This is a genomic window from Nodosilinea sp. P-1105 (assembly GCF_012911975.1).
In the GTDB taxonomy this organism is placed as follows: Bacteria; Cyanobacteriota; Cyanobacteriia; order Phormidesmidales; family Phormidesmidaceae; genus Nodosilinea.
Genome location: NZ_SMDQ01000065.1, coordinates 1 through 16,737, shown reverse-complemented (window position 1 = coordinate 16,737; position 16,737 = coordinate 1). Strand labels below are relative to the sequence as shown.

14 protein-coding genes are annotated in these 16,737 nt (G+C 57.1%); 4 read left to right on the top strand and 10 right to left on the bottom strand.

The features are described 5' to 3' along the window. Positions 1-137 precede the first annotated feature (137 nt). Positions 138-1,688: an ATP-dependent DNA helicase gene (locus E1H13_RS21050; RefSeq protein ID WP_169616350.1), complete on the top strand. Its 1,551-nt coding sequence runs from the start codon at positions 138-140 to the stop codon at positions 1,686-1,688. 34 nt (positions 1,689-1,722) lie between these two features. Continuing rightward, the gene (locus E1H13_RS21045; protein ID WP_169616348.1) at positions 1,723-1,938 is read left to right on the top strand and encodes a DUF2839 domain-containing protein; all 216 of its coding nucleotides are present in this window, start codon (positions 1,723-1,725) and stop codon (positions 1,936-1,938) included. 10 nt (positions 1,939-1,948) lie between these two features. On the opposite strand, the gene E1H13_RS21040 is transcribed toward E1H13_RS21045, so the two are convergent. Further along, on the bottom strand, positions 1,949-2,206 hold the full coding sequence (locus E1H13_RS21040) for a hypothetical protein (RefSeq protein ID WP_169616346.1): 258 nt from the start codon (positions 2,204-2,206) through the stop codon (positions 1,949-1,951). Here E1H13_RS21040 and E1H13_RS21035 point away from each other — a divergent pair. After that, positions 2,192-4,834 carry a DEAD/DEAH box helicase gene (locus tag E1H13_RS21035; protein WP_169616344.1) on the top strand — a complete coding sequence of 881 codons (2,643 nt, stop codon included), beginning with the start codon at positions 2,192-2,194 and terminating at the stop codon, positions 4,832-4,834. The genes E1H13_RS21040 and E1H13_RS21035 overlap by 15 nt on opposite strands. Before the next feature lie 310 nt (positions 4,835-5,144). Here E1H13_RS21035 and tkt read toward each other — a convergent pair whose 3' ends face one another. The 7 genes from tkt to miaB all read right to left on the bottom strand — a co-directional run bounded on the left by tkt (position 5,145) and on the right by miaB (position 12,964). Further along, positions 5,145-7,151: a transketolase gene (gene tkt, locus E1H13_RS21030; protein WP_169616342.1), complete on the bottom strand. Its 2,007-nt coding sequence runs from the start codon at positions 7,149-7,151 to the stop codon at positions 5,145-5,147. 232 nt (positions 7,152-7,383) lie between these two features. Next, a complete protein-coding gene (fabF, locus tag E1H13_RS21025) occupies positions 7,384-8,637 on the bottom strand; it encodes a beta-ketoacyl-ACP synthase II (protein ID WP_169616340.1) in 1,254 nt (417 codons plus the stop codon). 166 nt (positions 8,638-8,803) lie between these two features. Continuing rightward, positions 8,804-9,046, bottom strand: a complete 243-nt coding sequence (gene acpP, locus E1H13_RS21020) for an acyl carrier protein (protein WP_169616338.1) — start codon at positions 9,044-9,046, stop codon at positions 8,804-8,806. A 352-nt stretch (positions 9,047-9,398) separates the two neighbouring features. Further along, positions 9,399-9,995 (bottom strand): nucleoside triphosphate pyrophosphatase, encoded by a 597-nt coding sequence (locus E1H13_RS21015; protein WP_169616336.1) that lies wholly within the window; start codon positions 9,993-9,995, stop codon positions 9,399-9,401. 11 nt (positions 9,996-10,006) lie between these two features. Further along, on the bottom strand, positions 10,007-10,546 hold the full coding sequence (gene psbP / locus E1H13_RS21010) for a photosystem II reaction center PsbP (protein ID WP_169616334.1): 540 nt from the start codon (positions 10,544-10,546) through the stop codon (positions 10,007-10,009). Between the two features lie 38 nt (positions 10,547-10,584). Beyond that, positions 10,585-11,340: a class I SAM-dependent methyltransferase gene (locus E1H13_RS21005; protein WP_169616332.1), complete on the bottom strand. Its 756-nt coding sequence runs from the start codon at positions 11,338-11,340 to the stop codon at positions 10,585-10,587. A 262-nt stretch (positions 11,341-11,602) separates the two neighbouring features. Beyond that, positions 11,603-12,964 carry a tRNA (N6-isopentenyl adenosine(37)-C2)-methylthiotransferase MiaB gene (gene miaB, locus E1H13_RS21000; RefSeq protein WP_169616330.1) on the bottom strand — a complete coding sequence of 454 codons (1,362 nt, stop codon included), beginning with the start codon at positions 12,962-12,964 and terminating at the stop codon, positions 11,603-11,605. Between the two features lie 259 nt (positions 12,965-13,223). On the opposite strand from miaB, the gene E1H13_RS20995 reads away from it, so the two are divergent. After that, a complete protein-coding gene (locus tag E1H13_RS20995) occupies positions 13,224-14,228 on the top strand; it encodes a hypothetical protein (RefSeq protein ID WP_240966765.1) in 1,005 nt (334 codons plus the stop codon). Positions 14,229-14,381: 153 nt separating this feature from the next. Here the strand turns inward: E1H13_RS20995 and E1H13_RS20990 are convergent, their stop codons facing one another. Next, positions 14,382-15,365 (bottom strand): ABC transporter ATP-binding protein, encoded by a 984-nt coding sequence (locus E1H13_RS20990; RefSeq protein ID WP_169616329.1) that lies wholly within the window; start codon positions 15,363-15,365, stop codon positions 14,382-14,384. A gap of 334 nt (positions 15,366-15,699) precedes the next feature. Further along, positions 15,700-16,701, bottom strand: a complete 1,002-nt coding sequence (locus tag E1H13_RS20985; RefSeq protein ID WP_169616327.1) for an ABC transporter ATP-binding protein — start codon at positions 16,699-16,701, stop codon at positions 15,700-15,702. Positions 16,702-16,737: the final 36 nt, after the last annotated feature.

Here is a 16,737-nt window from a genome sequence, read left to right as displayed (position 1 = left end):
CCTGCCCCCTGCCCCCTGCCCCCTGCCTCCTGTCTCCTGTCTCCTGCCCCCTGGCTTCTAACCGCTACAGCACAGTCGAGAGATTATCTATGCCACAATGGGGGCTATGTCTCCATTGGTCGTTCTCCCCTGCGCTTGTGATTGAAGCCCAAGTCCACCAACAGCTGCGTGCATTTTTGCGCGACTGTGACACCGCCAGTTGGCCTCACCATCTGACCCTGGCTCGACTGGTGGCGCGGGCGCTGCGGCTTGGCCGCAGTGCCCTGCTGCAAGTGGGGGGGCTATCGGCCTACCAGGGGGAATATCGCCTGAGCTATTTAATTGCCCTGTTGATGTGGCCCGGGCCTGCAGTACTGGTGGCCCCCCGGAGCACCAGTCAGCGGATCTTACTGGAAGACCTCCCCCGCCTGCAGGAAAAACTGGTGCTGCCCAAGCCCATCCAGCAGGGGGACCGCTGGCCTCAGGCAGACTTTGCGGGCCTGCTGCTGACCACCCCCGAGGCCTGGTGGAGTGATCGGCTGGGGCAGGGCGATCGCTTTCCTGACGGCATTCCCACCCTGTTAGACGATGTTGATCACCTGGAGTTGTGGTTGCGGCAGCAATTGACGGCCTCCCTCACCAGCCTAGACTGGACCGACTTAGCTCTGGCCTATCCCCGCTGTCAATCGCTAATTCAAGCCACCCAGGTGGCCCTTACCCACTCGGCCTTTCAGCGGCCAGCTAACCCCTACCATTGCCATCTACTGGGGGATGACGACTGCGATCGCCTCCGACAGCTCCACCAGGCTCTGCCAGTGGCCATTGCCCCTGGGGCAATGCCCCCCGCCTGGCAGCAGTTCTGGCAGCAGTTTTCCCCGCCAGATCACCTACTGTGGTTTAGGGTAGACCGCCAAATGGGGCAAGTCAGCCTCAACTGCGCCCCAGTGGATTTGGCCACCCCCCTGGGCCATGTGTGGGAAAGACAGCCGGTGGTGTTAATTGGGGCCTCCCTAGATACCAATCCCCAAGCAGACATTTTTCGTCAGCGCTTTGGCCTGGATGACCTCACCTGTCTAAAATTCAATCCCCATCGCCACAACGACCTGATTCAGCTGTATCTGCCTGACCACCTACCCCTACCGAATACGCCACAGTTTCAAGCGGTACTGTATCAAGAGATATGTCGCCTGCTCAGCTGTGTTAAACCGGCCCTACCGGGAACCACCCTGATCTTGATCGATGACTTGCCCCTCAAAGACCAATTAGCGGCCTCTCTGGCGGGGGAATTTGGCTCACGGGTGCGGGTCGAGTCCACCGATGGCGGTCAGGGTACCATTTTGGTCAGCGGCTGGGAATTTTGGCAGCAGCAGCGGGGGATGATGTCACCGCCGGCCTTGATTATCATTGCCACCCTGCCCCTACCCTCCCTGGAAGACCCGCTGGTGGCTGGTCGGGTGGCCTTCCACAAACGGCGGCGACAGGACTGGTTTCGCCTGTATCTGTTACCCACAGCCTTAGCGGAACTACAACGGGCGATCGCCCCGCTGCGACTGCACCAAGGCATGGTGGCCCTGCTCGATACGCGAGTGCACTACCGCAGCTATGGCTCCCAAATCTTAGAAGCCCTCAGCCCTGCCGCCTGTACTCGCACCCTGCCCGCCAACTGGTCCCCTGGGGATGGGGACGGGGTTCCTCTGGAGTCGGTATAGTAAGAATGTGTTGACCTATAAGAGGACTGTATCCATGGGGGAATCTAAGCGACGACGGGAACAATTGGGGGACAAGTACGGCCAGGCTGAACCCATCCTGCCCTGGTTGCCGATTACCAAGCAACAGTCTCAGCAGTTTGTCAAATGGACCACCCGAGGTACCTGGGCCGCCATTATTCTCACCATTGGCTTCTGGATTACCCTACGGTTTGTCGGCCCCGGCCTGGGCTGGTGGGATCTGGTGGATTAAAAGGTTCTACCTAAAAGGCATAGTTGATGGACGCTGTGAACTCGGTATCTGTGCCCCCAGGCTGAAACAGCATATTGAGATTGAGGTCTAATACTAGATTGCGAGCCACTCCAATATCAATCCCGCCAGTAATCATCGGATCAACCCTAGAACTGCCGTCGGCATTGTAAGCAATGCCACCCCCTGCATAGGGATATATCCGCTGCTGTCCTGAACCCACTAGAATGGTGACGTTCCCCATCATCCTAACGGCGTGCTTGACCTTCAACAGATTTTTCCTTTTGACCTCGACGATTTTCAGCACGAGGCGATTGCGGCCCTCAACGCCGACAAATCTGTGGTGGTGTGCGCACCGACTGGCTCCGGCAAAACCCTGGTGGGGGAATACGCCATTTATCGCGCTATGGCCCATGGCAAGCGCGTCTTTTACACCACCCCCCTCAAGGCATTATCAAACCAAAAGCTGCGGGACTTCCGGGACCAATTTGGTCAAGACAACGTGGGCCTGTTGACCGGGGATCTCTCCATCAATCGCGATGCGCCGATCGTGGTGATGACCACAGAGATTTTTCGTAACATGCTCTACGGCACCCGAATTGGCGAGACGGGCACGTCCCTGCAGCAGGTGGAGGCGGTGGTGCTGGACGAGTGCCACTACATGAACGATCGCCAGCGGGGCACCGTCTGGGAAGAATCCATTATCTACTGTCCCCCAGACATTCAACTGCTGGCTCTGTCAGCCACTGTCGCGAATAGCGACCAGTTGACCGACTGGCTGCAACGGGTGCACGGTCCCACAGCGCTGATTTACTCTGATTTTCGGCCAGTGCCTCTGGAATTTCACTACTGCACCTCTAAGCGCCTGGTGCCCCTACTCGATAATAGCCAGAAAAAGATTAATCCCCAGTTGAAAAAACAGCGACGCCCCCAGCGACCCATGGGCCGCCGGGGTGGGGGACGAGTGAGCTTGTCGTTTGTCGTCAGGCAGTTGCAAGAGCGGGATATGCTGCCTGCGATTTACTTTATCTTTAGCCGTCGGGGCTGTGATAAAGCGGTGGATGAGGTCAGTGGCCTTTCCCTGGTTAGCGACGATGAAGCGAAGGCGTTACAGGTCCGGATTGATCAGTTTTTGGCTGAAAACCCGGAAGCGGCTCGGGCTGGACAGGTGGGGCCGCTCTACCGGGGAATAGCCGCCCACCATGCGGGCATTTTGCCCCTGTGGAAAGGGTTGGTAGAGGAGTTGTTCCAGGCCGGACTGATCAAGGTGGTCTTTGCCACCGAAACCCTGGCCGCTGGCATCAACATGCCCGCCCGCACCACGGTAATCGCCAGCCTTTCCAAACGCACCGACAATGGCCATCGGCTGCTGACCTCTTCCGAGTTTTTGCAAATGGCCGGGCGGGCGGGTCGGCGGGGCATGGATTTGCAGGGCCATGTGGTGACGGTGGAAAGCCCCTTTGAAGGGTCTCGGGAAGCGGTGCATCTGGCCACCTCAGGGGCTGATCCGTTGGTTAGCCAGTTTACCCCCAGCTATGGCATGGTGCTGAACCTGCTGCAAACCCATAGCCTAGAAGAGGCCAAGAATCTGGTGGAACGCAGTTTCGGCCAGTATCTGGCGACGTTACACCTGGCTCCCCAACAGGCAGAAATTCAGCGCTTAGAGCAGGCGATCGCCCATCATCAGGCCCAACTCGACACCATTGATGCCGATATCCTGGCGGACTATGCCAAGCTCAAGGGTCGCCTGAAAGAGGAGCGACGGTTGCTGAAAACGTTGCAGCAACAGGCCGCAGCGGTGCTGAGTGAGGATGTGGCCAAGATGGTGCCGTTTGCGATCACCGGTACCCTGCTCACCCTCAAAGGCAAACATATCCCTGTGGCCCAGCCCGTACCGGCGGTGCTGGTAACCAAGCTGCAAGGGGCTGGGCAATTTCCCTACCTGGTCTGCCTCACCCAGGACAACCGCTGGTATGTGGTCACTGCGGCCGACGTGGTTGGCCTCCATGCCGATATTCCCCGCATCCAGGCCGTAGACACCCTGGCTCCCCCCAGTGACCTGTCCCCTAGCCCCGGCCAGCATTGTCGGGGGGACGCCCACACCGCCGCCCTGGTGGACACCCTGCCCACCCCCCCGTCCTTAGAGGTTCTGGCCCCCGAAGTCAAAGACCAACTGGACCGCACCCAGCAGGTGGAAGCGGCCCTCGACAATCATCCGGCCCGTCAGTGGGATAACCCCAGCGCCCTACTGAAGCGCCAAAAACAATTGGAGGGTGCGCAAGCGGAATGGCGCGATCGGGTCGAAAAGCTGGCCCGCTACACCGGTCGCTACTGGCAAGAATTCCTCAACATCATGGACGTGCTGAAGCACTTTGGCGGCCTACACAACAACAAACCGACGGAACTGGGGGAAATGGCCGCCGCCATCCGGGGTGACAACGAACTATGGCTGGCCCTAGCCCTTGATTCCGAGGAATTTGACCACCTAGATGCTGCTCAGTTAGCTGCCGCCTGCGCTGCCCTAGTCACCGAAAACTCGCGCCCCGACAGTTGGTGTCGCTATCGACTCTCTGATACCGTGGAGGACGCCCTAGGGGGACTCCACACCATTCGTCGCCAGCTGTTTAAACAACAGCACCGCCACCGGGTCACGGCCCCCATTTGGTTAGAGTACGATCTGGTCGGGCTGGTGGAACAGTGGGCTTTGCAGGTGGACTGGGTCACCCTCTGCGATCACACCAGCCTGGATGAAGGGGATATCGTGCGGATCTTGCGCCGCACCCTAGATGTCCTGTCCCAGCTGCCCCACGTCCCTTACTTGAGTGATGCGCTACGCACCACCGCCCGCGATGCCAAAGACCTGCTGAATCGCTTTCCAGTGAATGAAGAGATTAACTAATGCAGCGTCAAGTCTTGAATTTAGGGTTAGCAGATGTAGAGATTTGATCGCATCGAGGTCCGAAATCCCCTCCTTGGGAGGGGTAGGGGTGGGTTAAGCAAGCCCGAAGGGACCCACCCCGCCCTCCGGGCACCCCTCCGTGGGAGGGGATGGTAAGTCCTGGAATGTTGAAGCAGCCTCCCTGAAGGTAAAAAACTTTTGCCAGGCGCTTGCCCTAATTTCTAGCTTTGATAAACCACTAACAAATACCAATCTCAGTCTGGACTGCTCGTTGGAACAGTCCAGACTGAGCCAGACTTAACCCAGAGACTTAGCCCAGTAATGCTTTGGCCCGGTTCACCACATTTTCAACGGTGTAGCCGAACTTCTCCATCACCAGACCCCCAGGGGCCGAGGCACCAAACCGGTCAACGCTGACCACATCCCCGGTGGCCCCCACGTAGCGACACCAGCCCATGGCAATGCCCGCTTCCACCGCCAGGCGCTTGGTCACCGCTTGGGGCAGCACCGACTCTTGGTAGGCGGCGTCTTGGGCGTCAAACAGCTCCCAAGAGGGCATGGACACTACTCGCACCTTAGTGCCAGCGGCACGCAATTCTGCCGCCGCCTTCACACAAAGGCTGACTTCGCTACCAGTGCCAATCAAGATCAGATCGGGGGTGCCGTCGCAGTCGTCGATTACGTAGGCTCCTTTGGCCACCCCTTCGATTGAAGAGCCGGGCAGGTTGGGCAGGCCCTGGCGGCTAAAGGCCATCAGGGTGGGAGCATGGCGATTTTCAATTGCTACCTTGTAGGCCCCTGAGGTTTCAGTGCCATCGGCAGGGCGAATTACCGTCAGGTTAGGAATCGCCCGCAGGGAAGCGATGGTTTCCACCGGCTGGTGAGTGGGGCCGTCTTCGCCCAGGCCAATAGAGTCGTGGGTCATGACGTAGATTACCCCCGCCTGGGACAGGGCCGATAGGCGAATCGCCGCCCGCATATAGTCGGCAAACACCAGGAAGGTGGCACAGTAGGGAATCAACCCCGAGTTATGCAGGGCAATGCCGTTACAGATGGCCCCCATGCCATGCTCCCGCACCCCAAAGCGCAGATTGCGATTTTCGTAGGCTCCTTTCTGGAAGCTGCCGGAAATTTTCAGCTCGGTCAGGTTGGAGTGGGTCAGGTCAGCGGAGCCGCCAATCAGTTCAGGGATCACTGGCGCCAGAGCATTCAGGGTCATTTCCGAGTTTTTCCGAGTAGCCAGGGCCTTGTCCTCGGGGGTGTAGGTGGGTAATGCGTCAGCCCAGCCTTCCGGCAGCTTACCGGCCAACATCCGCTCGAATTCAGCGGCTTCAGCGGCGTACTTGGTGCGGTAGGTGGCCAGGATCTCTTCCCATTCGGCCTGGTAGCTGGCCCCGCGCTCAACCGCTTTGCGCATATGGTTCAGAGCATCTTCGGGAATGTCAAAATCCTCATAGGACCAGCCCAGATTTTCGCGGGTGAGCTTGATCTCATCGCCGCCTAACGCTGCCCCGTGGACTCCAGCAGTGTTTTGTTTATTGGGAGATCCGTAGCCAATGGTGGTGGTGACTTTGATCATCGAGGGGCGATCGGTAACCGCCTTGGCCGCTTCGATCGCCTGGGCGATCGCATCAAGATCAGTGTTGCCGTTTTCCACATGCTGCACATGCCAGCCGTAGGCCTCAAACCGCTTGGCCACGTCCTCTGTAAAGGCAATATCCGTAGACCCGTCGATGGAAATGTGGTTGTCATCGTAGAGGGCGATCAACTTACCCAAGCCCAGGTGCCCGGCCAGGGAACAGGCTTCCCCAGAAACCCCCTCCATGTTGCAGCCATCTCCCAAAATCGCATAGGTGTAGTGGTCCACCAACGTGGCATCGGGCTTGTTGAATTTGGCCGCCAGGTGAGCTTCAGCCATGGCCAGGCCAACGGCATTGGCAATCCCCTGCCCCAGGGGTCCGGTGGTTACTTCCACCCCAGGGGTTTCAAAGTTTTCGGGGTGACCAGGGGTACGCGCCCCCCACTGCCGAAACTGCTTGATGTCGTCTAGGGTGACGCTGTCATAGCCAGTTAGGTACAACAGGGCATATTGCAGCATGCAACCATGACCCGCCGATAGCACAAAGCGATCGCGGTTAAACCATTGGGGATTCTTGGGGTTGAACCGCATGAATTTGTCCCACAGCACATAGGCCATAGGTGCAGCCCCCATGGGCAAACCGGGGTGACCAGACTTGGCCTTCTCCACGGCATCGATCGCTAAAAAGCGAATGGAATTAATACAGAGCTCTTCCAGGGTTTGGGTTGCAACAGCCATAGTTTCAACAGCTTAACGACGGGTTTTCGGAGCAGCAGCACACAGCCACACAAATAGCCTTGGGGCTAACACGGTCACTGACCTTCAGTAATTAAGGCCACAAACACATTACCTTTGCCTTCCAGCAGACCCCGCAACTCAGCGATTGTCAATACGTCTACCGTGGCAAGGGCACAAAGCTTAAGCACCTGAAGGCGCTTTGTTAAGTTATTATACCTACCAACCTGTAGCTCTAGCTACGGTATTTCTGAAATACCAGGGTAACGTTGTGCCCCCCAAAGCCAAAGGAGTTGGACAACGCTACCTCAATAGGCATAGGCCGACTTTGATTAGGCACATAATCCAAATCACAATCCGGGTCAGGGGTAGCCAGGTTGATGGTAGGCGGAGCCAGGTCATTGGCGATCGCCAAACAAGTGGCCACCGCTTCAATGCCCCCAGACCCACCCAGCAGGTGGCCGGTCATCGATTTAGTCGAACTGACCGCAATGTTGTAGGCCGCCTCCCCCAGGGCGGTTTTAATCGCCTGGGTTTCGGTGGGGTCATTGGCCCCGGTGCTGGTGCCATGGGCATTGATATAGCTAATCTGCTCGGGCACCACCCCAGCGTCCTTCAGGGCCATTTGAATACAGCGAGCTGCCCCCGCTCCCCCGGGCACTGGGGAGGTCATGTGGTAGGCATCACAGGTCATGCCGTAGCCCAACATCTCAGAGTAGATGGTAGCGCCACGACTCAGGGCATGCTCTAGCTCCTCCAAGATTAAAATGCCGCAACCTTCGCCAATCACAAAGCCATCGCGATCCTTGTCAAAGGGACGGCTAGCATGGGCTGGATCATCGTTCCGGGTAGACAGCGCCCGGGCAGCCGCAAAACCAGCTAGGGACAGGGGGGTGACCGCCGCCTCAGTGCCACCACAAATCATGGCTTGGGCATAGCCATTTTGGATCAGCCGAAAGGCATCGCCGATCGCATTGGAACCAGCGGCACAGGCGGTTACAGCACAGGTGCTAGGCCCCTTGGCCCCGGTGTGGATGGCCGTTAGCCCCGCCGCCATGTTAGCAATCATCATCGGAATCATGAACGGGCTACAGCGGCTGGGGCCTCGGGTCAGGTAAACCTCCTGCTGGTCTTCTAGCACCTTGAGCCCACCAATCCCTGACCCAATACAGGTGCCCACTTGTTCAGCATTTAAGTCGGTAATGACTAAGTCAGCATGGGTCAATGCCCGTTGACTGGCAATCACCGCAAACTGGGCGAAGCGATCCATGCGCTTCACCTCTTTTTTGTCTAAAAAGTCGCCAGGGTTAAATCCCTTGACTTCCCCAGCAATTTGGGAGGCATGGCGGGACGGATCAAACGCGGTAATACGTTCTATCCCATTTCGCCCAGCCACCAACCCCTCCCAATAGTCCTCTAAACTATTGCCAATTGGAGTGATGGCATCCATACCAGTGACGACGACGCGCTTAGAGTCAGAGTTAGCCATAACCGAGTGTCAGGTAAACCATGAACCAGTCTCGGTCGGCCTTAAGGGATACCCCTTGGGGAACGACCTGAACCTGGTGATTAAAACAAAATTATCGGAGCAGCTCAGCCTTTGCCATAGGGGAAAGCTTAGACTGCTCCGGCCAAGAGAAGCCGACTAGCCCAGCTTAGGCCGCCGCTTTTTCCTTAATAAAGTTGACAGCATCTTGGACAGTAGCAATGCTTTCTGCCGCTTCGTCAGGAATTTCAATGCCAAATTCCTCTTCCAAAGCCATGACGAGCTCTACAGTATCAAGAGAATCAGCGCCAAGGTCGTTGGCAAAACTAGCTTCAGGCTTGACTTCCGCTTCTTCAACCCCAAGCTGTTCACTGACAATCTTTTGAACCTTATCAAAAACCTCTGCGCTCATATCGCTCCTGTACCTTTTCTAGGGATTCACTAACAACAGAAAACCTTACCATCCTGCGACCTTACCAAGAGTATTCCATCTAAACCATGTCCGTATCTCAGACAGTAGACTTAGCCAGAGGCATTGATCTTGCCAAAACTCTGGACAAGTTTTTAGCGAGAACACTCTAAAGCCAATCGGCCCCTTAGGACTTCAACCCTGATCTGCCCCCCCCAGGGGATGACTAGACTGGTCTAATGGGATAAGTTCAGCCCCCTTGACATAACTAGCCGTTGACTTGGAATACGCTCAGAGTCTGATGCTAAGGCCGCTCAGTTTCGAGCATTTCTCCATAGTATCGGAAAAGGAACCCTTACCAAAAATCCGTCACTCGATAGCCCAGTTCCTCTAACATCACCCGCAGTAGGGGCAGACTGAGGCCGATGACATTGGTGTGACACCCCTCTAGCTTGTCAACCAAAAGCCCCCCTTTACCATCAATAGCAAAGGCCCCGGCACAGGCTAAGGGTTCCCCTGAATTGACGTAGGCCGTAATCATGTCATCGTCAACATCGGCAAAATAAACCCGGGTAACGGCACAGCGCACCAGGGTCAATCCATTGGGGGCGATTAGGCTATGGCCGGTATACAACTCCCCCATCTGACCTCGCATGGTTTGCCAGCGGGCGATCGCATCGGTTTTGTCGGCGGGTTTGCCGTAAACTTGCCCCCCCAAGGCCAAGGCCGAGTCACAGCCCAGCACCAGAGCATTGGCAAACTGTGGCACCACCGCGTTGGCTTTACACCGAGCCAAGGTGGTCACGTAGGTGGCTGGATCTGTCACCTGCACCTGGTCTTCGTCAAAGTGACTGGGACAGACAAAGGGGTGAATACCAGCCCCCCCGAGTAGTTGTCGACGGGCCTTAGAGGCGGATGCTAGAACAAACTGCGGACGAGCAGAGGTGACCATGGCAATCGTCGTTAAGACACCTTAAAGGAGGCCACAGCTTGCTTCATCATCGCCTTCATTTTCTCCCAACGCTCCTCGGTGGTGGAGGCGTTAAAGGTAAATAACTTGCCCCGGCGGACAATGGCGCTGGCCAGATTATGACGACGGCCAGTGGGCAGCTCCGCTAAGTACTCCAGAATGTAATAAGTTTTGTTGTCAGCGGTGTCGATTCGCTGGGCATTAAGCAACTCGACATTGCTATCATCCCCCGACAGGGCACTGAAGCTTTTAGACAGCTTGTAACCCACTTCTGTGGGAGAACCTAAGTCTTCCAGGGTAGTGCCGGTTGGGACATCACCAATCACCACACTGACATTTTCAGTTTCGTGAATGATGTCATGGAACACCACATCAGCTACCCCGGGTACCGGCACTTCCACCCAGCCGTTGGGGTAGAGAAATTCATAGCCAGAGTACTGATCAAAGTAGCCCTGTAGACCGCCGCCTGCGACACAACTCTGTAGGGCTACGGCAACGATGATGACGAGTACGGTGGCCAGACGCTTTAGCATGGGACAAAATCCTTGGGTCATAGTCAAACGTTATTGTCTCATTTTGTGGCGTCCGGCTTTTGGAAAAACAGCAGATGCTGCTGGGGTAGAAAATTTTCAGTCTTTAACCACTCCAGCCCCACGGCGGCCATTTCGGCTTTCACCTGGGTCTGACTCATTTTGTGCAAGCGCTTAATCATGATCAGTGGATTTTCTGCCCGGTACTCGGCTAGTACCACACGCCCCCCTGGTTTTAGGGCTTGCACAATACCCTGCATCATTTCGTAAGGGTAGGCGAACTCGTGGTAAGCGTCTACCATCAGGGCCAAATCAATGCTGTTGGGCGGCAGGTTAGGATCATCCACCTGTCCCAGGACCGGTTCCACATTGGTGATCCCTTGTCGGTCCAGCTCTTGTTGCATCAAGGCTAGCATTTCAGGCTGAATATCCACCGCCAGCACTCGCCCTTCGGGCAGACGGCGGGCGAGGCGGCTAGCGAAGTAGCCGGTGCCCGCACCAATGTCGGCAACCACGGCGTCAGGCGCTAAATCGAGCCCCTGGATCGCCGCGATCGGTCGTTCCTGGAGCATGCGGCTGGGACGATCGAGCCAGGCCGCACCTCGGTGTCCCATGGTTTGGGCAATTTCCCGCCCCATGTACACTTTACCAATGCCATCCGGGCTGGGGGACACCATGTGATACCCAAGGCTCTGGTCTAAAGCTGGGACACTGCAAGCAGCCAGCGATAGGATGGCCGCACAGACTACCAGCCAGCGGCAAAGGCGAGACCAGGGTAAGACAGAGAACGACACCATGATGCAGCAGAGGGAAAAGGCAGGTTGATTAATTCAGGCGGGTATCACTGGCGATCGCAGCTAAGGTCATCAGGCACTCGGTTCAAGTTGTATTCAATTTGTACCTGCATAAAGCGTCTCCTGACTGGGTCTAACGTTAAGCCTTGCCCCCAACTTGGCCTAGAGCATCGGTATAGTATGCCAAGATCCCAGGGTTTTTGGGCTGATTGGCCACGAATTTTGGGGCATCCAGGGACAGAACCCTGGGATCTGAACCGGCGTTCTAGCCAGCCGCGACTAGGGCCTGGAGTGGTTCTCCCGTGAGACTAAAGGGGCGCACCTCAGTGATGTTGACTTGGACCAATTCTCCTTTTAGGGTCGCGAAGTCCCCAGGGAAAAAGGTGAGACGGTTACCGCGAGTGCGGCCCATCACCTGGGTCGGGTCCTTAGGGTTGATGGCTTCCACCAGCACCTCTTCGATCCGCCCCTGGTAGCGTAAGGAGCGTTCTGCCGCCTTTTGGGCCACCAGGTGGTTCAGCCGTTGCAGGCGCTCCGCCTTCACCGCCTCCGGCAGTTGGTTCTCCCACAGGGCAGCGGGGGTGCCGGGACGGGGGGAATAGGCCGCCGTATTCAACTGGTCAAAGGCGATGTCATTCACCAGATCCAGAGTGTGTTGAAACTGTTCCTCGGTTTCCCCAGGGAACCCCACGATCGCATCGGCACTGATGGCGGCATCGGGCATGTAGCGGCGGATAGTCTCGATAATCCGGCGATACTTTTCGTGGGTATAGCCCCGGGCCATGGCTTTGAGTACGTCGTTATCCCCCGATTGAAAGGGAATGTGGAAATGCTCGCACACCTTGGGCAGTTCAGCGCAGGCCCGAATCAGTCGTTCAGTGAAATAACGGGGATGGCTGGTGGCAAAGCGGATGCGCTCGATGCCGGGTACGTCATGGACAGCGTACAGCAGGTCAGTGAAGGTGTGCTGGTGTCGTCCCTCGGCGGTGGAGCCGGGCAGATCGCGACCATAGGCGTCGATGTTTTGGCCCAACAGGGTGACTTCTTTGAACCCCTGACGACCCAGGTCTGCCATCTCGGCTCGAATGGCTTCAGGGGTGCGGGATTGCTCGACCCCGCGCACCCCAGGCACCACACAGTAGGTGCAGCGCTCGTTGCAGCCATAAATCACATTCACCCAGGCTGTGACATCGCTGTCCCGCCGGGGCTTGGTGATGTCTTCCATAATTTCCACCGCCTCGGTGGCCACCACCTGGTTACCGTCCAGCACCTGTTCCAGCAGATCTTGCAGCCGATTGGCGTGCTGGGGTCCCATCACCAGGTCTAGTTCGGGCACTCGCCGCAGCAGGGCTGCTCCTTCTTGCTGGGCCACACACCCGGCCACAATTAAGGTCAGGTCTGGCTTTTCGTGCTTGCGTTTGGCCTGACGCCCCAGGTACGAGTACACCTTTTGCTCGGCATTGTCACGGATGGTGCAGGTGTTGTATAGCACCACATCGGCGGCGTAGGGGTCATCAGTCCAGGTCAGACCCATGGTGTCTAAGATGCCGGACATCCGTTCGGAGTCGGCTTTGTTCATCTGACAGCCAAAGGTAGTGATGTGATACTGACGGGCGGAACCGACCATAGGGCTTGAACTGATATAGAGGATTAGGTGCAGTATTCAATCTTAACGTGTTGGGTTTAACGTTTTGGGCTGATGGCCGCGATCGCCCTGGCAAAACTATCTCCGCAAAACCACTGATATGCCTCAATCATCGCCCATGGTATCTCGGTAATTTCTTCAGTTGACTCGCAGCTAAGAGCAGCTTAACATTGCTTAACATAGACTCAAGTCTGGTTTCGGTCTTAGGTCTGTAAATGGAGTGATTCAGGTTGACTGTTTTATGCTGGCCAATTTCCAATCCTATGCCGATTCTAATCTCACGGCCCAATCCAGCGGTAAAACGTTGTCTCTCCCAGAAGTGTGGGCCAGGAAGTATGTTGAAAACCTGCATCGCCAGGATCAGGTTCTAGCCAACCTCGACCAGTCCCAGTCTAAGGGGGATGTGGTCCAAAACCTGATGGATATGCTGCGTTCCATCAGTGCTAATGCTTGGAACAAGACTGAGACCTTGATTGGCCACGAGATTCGCCGACACCAAATCGATCGCGACTTAATCGATCCCTGGATGATTGCTAAAGATGTCCACCAGGTTTATGAGGCGGTGCTTGAGGCCTACGCCAACGATACGTCTCCTCAGCGGTTCTCAGTTACGGCCTCTAAAAAGTTGGGGGTGATTCGGCAAACCCACACCGCCGTTGACCCCAGGGTGATTGGGTTCGTCAGCATGCAGTTCCACTACTGTGGCCAGATGCTGTCTGAAGCGGCTCCCCAAGCAGAGCGACCAGCCTTACAGGACTTCTTCAAGGTGGTCGATGACCAGCTGTATATGCCACTGCACCGGGCTTACGAAGCCGCCGCCAACTACGACTACGATCATCCCCGGCTGCAAACTATGCGCCTGGCCTTGCCCGCCATTACCAGTATTGCGAAAACAATTGTCGATCGCGTCGCTAAAGCCTACCCCCGCTACGCCACCTATACTGGCCCCCTGGCTAGCGATGTGGTGCGCACCTCCAGCGTGCGGGATGTGGAGATGTTTCAGATTTATCTCTGGACCTGTGTGCTGGAAAATAATGTGGGTGCGATCGCCCAGGAACTGTTCCCCCTGTGTGTGATGCTGTACCCCACCCTGCGGGTGAACTGGGAGCTGGTACGCCTAATGGTGACGTTGTTGCACCAAGAAATTGGTCGCTGTGTGGGGCAGGGGAATGTGCAGCACTATGAACCCTACGGCAGGGTGCTGTTTGAGATGTTTTCTCCAGAGTTTTTCCCAGATACATTGTAGGGGTGGGCAATGGCTGACGTCAGCCTCAAACCAGAGCAATGAGAACGTACTAATTGCGCTTTTCAATGCATCCTTGGCGGGCGTTTTTGGCTCCAGGGCTGACCACTGCCACTTCATACTTTTGTTATGCAATGCCGATGCTCTAGAAGCCCCCTAAATGGAAAGCTCTAAGGGAAAATGGCAGGCCGCCCAATGCCCCGGCTCGTATTCTTGCAGGGTTGGCATCTGCTGCTGGCACAGGTCCTGGCCGTGGGGGCAGCGACCATAGAGGCGACAGACCTGGGGGTCGGGGTTGATGGGGCTGCGGGCTTCCCCCGTCAGGGGGATGGGATGGGGCTTGGCCTCAAAGCTGGGGATGGCGGAAATCAGGGCTTGGGTATAAGGATGGCGGGGATAGTTGAACACCTGCTCTACCGGGCCTGACTCGACAATTTTGCCCAGGTACATAACCAACACGCGATCGCACAGCAGCCGCACCACATTCAGATCATGGGAGACAAACAAATAGCTCATGCCCAGGCGCTGTTTCAGGTCGGCCAGCAAATGCAGAATAATCGCCTGCACCGACACATCCAGGGCCGAGGTGGGCTCGTCTAGTACCAGTAGCTTGGGGTTAAGGGCGATCGCCCGAGCAATCCCCACCCGGGCCTTTTGCCCCCCCGACAACTGGTGGGGAAAACGGCCCAGCAATTCAGGATCGAGGCCGACCCACTCTGCCAGTTCCAGGGCTCGCGGCTGTAGTTGACTGCGATCGCGGATTCTGGCCAACCGTTTCAGCGGCTCAGTAATGGTGTCATAGGCGGTATAGCGGGGGTTGAGGCTATCGGTGGGGTCCTGGAACACCAGCTGAATGTCGCTGCGGTAGCGACTCTGGGGAAACTGTTTCACCGACACCGTGCTGAGGATAGTGTCATCAAACCGAATTTCCCCCGCCGTGACATCCAGCAGACGGGTAATCAGCCGAATCAGGGTGGATTTGCCACAGCCCGATTCCCCCACCAGACCCAGGCTTTCCCCCGGGTAAATATCGAAAGACACCTGGTCCACCGCATGCAAGTGAGCCCCCTTGCCCACAGGGAAGTGTTTGCAGAGGTGTTTGATTTGGAGTAAAGGAGTGGGGGGTGCGAGGGTGGGCATAGTGGGGGAGTGGGGGGTGGATGGGTGGATGGGAAGGTGGGTGGATGGGAAGGTGGGGGAGGTTTTGGATTTTGGATTTTGGGATCCCCTCCTGGGAGGCCTGTACTGAGCCTGTCGAAGTGGGTAGGGGTGGGTTGAATTTTGGATTTTGGGATCCCCTCCTGGGAGGCCTGTACTGAGCCTGTCGAAGTGGGTAGGGGTGGGTTGGATTTTGGATTTTGGGATCCCCTCCTGGGAGGCCTGTACTGAGCCTGTCGAAGTGGGTAGGGGTGGGTCGAATGTCGAATTTTGAATTTTTCTCTTTTCGTTCTTCCCTTTTCGTTCTTCTTTATTTCTATAGCGGTTTCCAACAGGCGACCTGGTGTTCGGGGGAGATGGCGGTCCGGGGCAGGGGGGCTTGGTCGCAGTGGCCGGGTTCAAACCGATCGCAGCGGCGGCTAAAGCGGCAGGGGGGCAGGTCTGGGGCTTTCAGGTCGGGCAGGTTGCCGGGGATGGGAATCAAATCGGCGAAGGTTTTGTGGGGTTCGGGGGTGGCGGCGATCAGCTTGGCGGTGTAGGGGTGACGGGGGGCAACGAACAGGCTATGCACAGGAGCAGATTCCACCACATGACCGGCGTGCATCACCACAATGCGATCGCAGTATTCGGAGGCCAGGGCTAGATCATGGGTAATCAGCAGGGTGGCCATCTGTCGCTGATCGGCCAGGCTTTTGATCAGGTTCATCACCGTGGCCTGGGTGGTCACATCCAGGCCGGTAGTAGGTTCGTCGGCGATTAGCAACCGGGGAGAGCAAGCCAACGCCAGGGCAATCATGATCCGCTGGCACAGGCCCCCGGATAGTTCGTAGGGGTAGGCATCGTAGCGCTTTTCCGGGTCGGGGATGCGCACCCGATTGAGCAAATCAATCGCCTTTTCTCGTAGCTGGTCTGGGGGTAAGTCGCTATGGCAGCGCAGCACGTCAGTCACCTGCTTACCCACCCGCCGAATCGGGTTCAAAGCCGTGCGGGGGTTCTGAAAAATCATCGATAGCTCTTTGCCCCGCAGCGATCGCAGGGTTTTTTCTGCCCCTTGCAGCAGATCCACCCTCTGGTCGCCCATCTGGAACCAGGCCTCTCCCTGGGTCACCCTGCCGGCCCGGTCCAACACCCCCATCAGAGTAAACGCCGTCACCGACTTGCCAGAGCCACTTTCCCCCACAATCCCCAGGGTCTCCCCTGGCCGCAAGGCAAAGCTCACCCCTTCCAGGGCCTTGACCACCCCAGCTCGGGTGCGAAAGTCCACGGTTAGGTTGTGAACCGAGAGCAGGGCGGTGGTAGGGGGTGCGGTGATGGTCATGGTGGTGGGAGGGTGGGGAGAGGGGGAGAGGGGGGG

Bases quoted from the DNA above. Each gene is read 5' to 3' on its own strand.
- E1H13_RS21015 (WP_169616336.1), bottom strand. From the start codon at position 9,995: ATGGTCACCTCTGCTCGTCCGCAGTTTGTTCTAGCATCCGCCTCTAAG.
- E1H13_RS20995 (WP_240966765.1), top strand. From the start codon at position 13,224: ATGCTGGCCAATTTCCAATCCTATGCCGATTCTAATCTCACGGCCCAA.
- miaB (WP_169616330.1), bottom strand. From the start codon at position 12,964: ATGGTCGGTTCCGCCCGTCAGTATCACATCACTACCTTTGGCTGTCAG.
- E1H13_RS20990 (WP_169616329.1), bottom strand. From the start codon at position 15,365: ATGCCCACCCTCGCACCCCCCACTCCTTTACTCCAAATCAAACACCTC.
- psbP (WP_169616334.1), bottom strand. From the start codon at position 10,546: ATGCTAAAGCGTCTGGCCACCGTACTCGTCATCATCGTTGCCGTAGCC.
- fabF (WP_169616340.1), bottom strand. From the start codon at position 8,637: ATGGCTAACTCTGACTCTAAGCGCGTCGTCGTCACTGGTATGGATGCC.
- E1H13_RS20985 (WP_169616327.1), bottom strand. From the start codon at position 16,701: ATGACCATCACCGCACCCCCTACCACCGCCCTGCTCTCGGTTCACAAC.
- acpP (WP_169616338.1), bottom strand. From the start codon at position 9,046: ATGAGCGCAGAGGTTTTTGATAAGGTTCAAAAGATTGTCAGTGAACAG.
- E1H13_RS21045 (WP_169616348.1), top strand. From the start codon at position 1,723: ATGGGGGAATCTAAGCGACGACGGGAACAATTGGGGGACAAGTACGGC.
- tkt (WP_169616342.1), bottom strand. From the start codon at position 7,151: ATGGCTGTTGCAACCCAAACCCTGGAAGAGCTCTGTATTAATTCCATT.
- E1H13_RS21005 (WP_169616332.1), bottom strand. From the start codon at position 11,340: ATGGTGTCGTTCTCTGTCTTACCCTGGTCTCGCCTTTGCCGCTGGCTG.